Origin of the sequence: Marinobacter sp. X15-166B, assembly GCF_001752365.1 — a bacterium.
Lineage (GTDB): Bacteria > Pseudomonadota > Gammaproteobacteria > Pseudomonadales > Oleiphilaceae > Marinobacter.
In genome coordinates, this window is record NZ_MEIY01000002.1 from 1 (window position 1) to 2,937 (window position 2,937).

The 2,937-nt window shown below is 54.1% G+C and carries 1 rRNA gene; it reads left to right on the forward strand.

What is annotated here, in order from left to right:
* Nucleotides 1-20 precede the first annotated feature (20 nt).
* Nucleotides 21-2,911: ribosomal RNA gene (locus BG841_RS16335) — 23S ribosomal RNA — on the forward strand.
* The last annotated feature ends 26 nt before the right edge of the window (nt 2,912-2,937 follow it).

Below are 2,937 nucleotides of genomic sequence, written 5' to 3' on the forward strand. Positions count from 1 at the left end.
CAGTTGTCTTGGGGTTATATAGTCAAGCAACTAAGCGCATACGGTGGATGCCTTGGCAGTCAGAGGCGATGAAAGACGTGGTAGCCTGCGATAAGCTTCGGGGAGGTGGCAAACAACCTGTGATCCGGAGATCTCTGAATGGGGAAACCCACCCGATTTCGGTCGGGTATCTTGCACTGAATACATAGGTGTAAGAGGCGAACCGGGGGAACTGAAACATCTAAGTACCCCGAGGAAAAGAAATCAACCGAGATTCCCTCAGTAGCGGCGAGCGAACGGGGACCAGCCCTTAAGCTGAACAACTGGTAGGAGAAGGCTCTGGAAAGTGCCGCCATAGTGGGTGATAGCCCTGTATCCGAAACCTGAGTTCAGTGAAATCGAGTAGGACGGGGCACGAGAAACCTTGTCTGAATATGGGGGGACCATCCTCCAAGGCTAAATACTCCTGACTGACCGATAGTGAACCAGTACCGTGAGGGAAAGGCGAAAAGAACCCCTGTGAGGGGAGTGAAATAGATCCTGAAACCGTATGCGTACAAGCAGTCGGAGCGGACTTGTTCCGTGACGGCGTACCTTTTGTATAATGGGTCAGCGACTTATGTTCAGTGGCGAGGTTAACCGTGTAGGGGAGCCGTAGGGAAACCGAGTCTGAATAGGGCGCATCAGTCGCTGGACATAGACCCGAAACCGAGCGATCTATCCATGAGCAGGTTGAAGGTGCCGTAACAGGCACTGGAGGACCGAACCCACTGTCGTTGAAAAGCCAGGGGATGACTTGTGGATCGGAGTGAAAGGCTAATCAAGCTCGGAGATAGCTGGTTCTCCCCGAAATCTATTTAGGTAGAGCCTCGGACGAATACCACTGGGGGTAGAGCACTGTTTCGGCTAGGGGGTCATCCCGACTTACCAACCCGATGCAAACTCCGAATACCAGTGAGTACTATCCGGGAGACACACAGCGGGTGCTAACGTCCGTTGTGGAAAGGGAAACAACCCAGACCGCCAGCTAAGGTCCCCAAGTACCAGTTAAGTGGGAAACGATGTGGGAAGGCTTAGACAGCTAGGAGGTTGGCTTAGAAGCAGCCATCCTTTAAAGAAAGCGTAATAGCTCACTAGTCGAGTCGGCCTGCGCGGAAGATGTAACGGGGCTCAAACTGGTCACCGAAGCTGCGGCTGCCTACTTTGTAGGCGGGGTAGGGGAGCGTTCTGTAAGCCTGCGAAGGTGAGTTGAGAAGCTTGCTGGAGGTATCAGAAGTGCGAATGCTGACATGAGTAACGACAATGGGGGTGAAAAACCCCCACGCCGGAAGACCAAGGTTTCCTGCGCAACGCTAATCGGCGCAGGGTGAGTCGGCCCCTAAGACGAGACCGAAAGGTGTAGTCGATGGGAAACGGGTTAATATTCCCGTACCTTGGACAGCTGCGATGGAGAGACGGAGAAGGCTAGGTGAGCCGGGCGACGGTTGTCCCGGTTTAAGCGTGTAGGAAGAGGGATTAGGCAAATCCGGTCCCTCAATTCTGAGACGTGACGACGAGTGTCTACGGACGCGAAGTCATTGATGCCCTGCTTCCAGGAAAATCTTCTAAGCTTCAGGCTGTTCGAGACCGTACCCCAAACCGACACAGGTGGTCAGGTAGAGAATACCAAGGCGCTTGAGAGAACTCGGGTAAAGGAACTAGGCAAAATGGTGCCGTAACTTCGGGAGAAGGCACGCCGGTGTGTACGTGAAGCCCCTGCGGGTGGAGCGGAAGCCGGCCGAAGATACCAGGCCCCTGCGACTGTTTATTAAAAACACAGCACTGTGCAAACACGAAAGTGGACGTATACGGTGTGACGCCTGCCCGGTGCCGGAAGGTTAATTGATGGGGTTAGCATTCGTGCGAAGCTCTTGATCGAAGCCCCGGTAAACGGCGGCCGTAACTATAACGGTCCTAAGGTAGCGAAATTCCTTGTCGGGTAAGTTCCGACCTGCACGAATGGCGTAACGACGGGGGCGCTGTCTCTACCCGAGACTCAGTGAAATTGAAATCGCCGTGAAGATGCGGTGTATCCGCGGCTAGACGGAAAGACCCCGTGAACCTTTACTATAGCTTCACAGTGAACTTTGAATATGCTTGTGTAGGATAGCTGGGAGGCTTTGAAACCATGACGCCAGTTGTGGTGGAGCCGACCTTGAAATACCAGCCTGGCATGTTTGAGGTTCTAACTTGGCCCCCTGATCGGGGGTGAGGACATTGTGTGGTGGGTAGTTTGACTGGGGCGGTCTCCTCCTAAAGTGTAACGGAGGAGCACAAAGGTGGGCTAAGTACGGTCGGACATCGTACGGTTAGTGTAATGGCACAAGCCCGCTTAACTGCGAGACAGACACGTCGAGCAGGTGCGAAAGCAGGTCATAGTGATCCGGTGGTTCTGTATGGAAGGGCCATCGCTCAACGGATAAAAGGTACTCCGGGGATAACAGGCTGATACCGCCCAAGAGTTCACATCGACGGCGGTGTTTGGCACCTCGATGTCGGCTCATCACATCCTGGGGCTGAAGCCGGTCCCAAGGGTATGGCTGTTCGCCATTTAAAGTGGTACGCGAGCTGGGTTTAGAACGTCGTGAGACAGTTCGGTCCCTATCTGCCGTGGACGTTGGAGATTTGAGGAAAGCTGCTCCTAGTACGAGAGGACCGGAGTGGACGAACCGCTGGTGTGCCAGTTGTCTCGCCAGAGGCACTGCTGGGTAGCTACGTTCGGACAGGATAACCGCTGAAAGCATCTAAGCGGGAAGCCCCTTCCAAGATGAGATCTCCCCGGACCTTCGGGTCCCTGAAGAGCCGTTCAAGACCAGGACGTTGATAGGTCGGGTGTGTAAGCGCTGCGAGGCGTTGAGCTAACCGATACTAATTGCTCGTGCGGCTTGACTATATAACACCCAAGACAATTGCGGATAA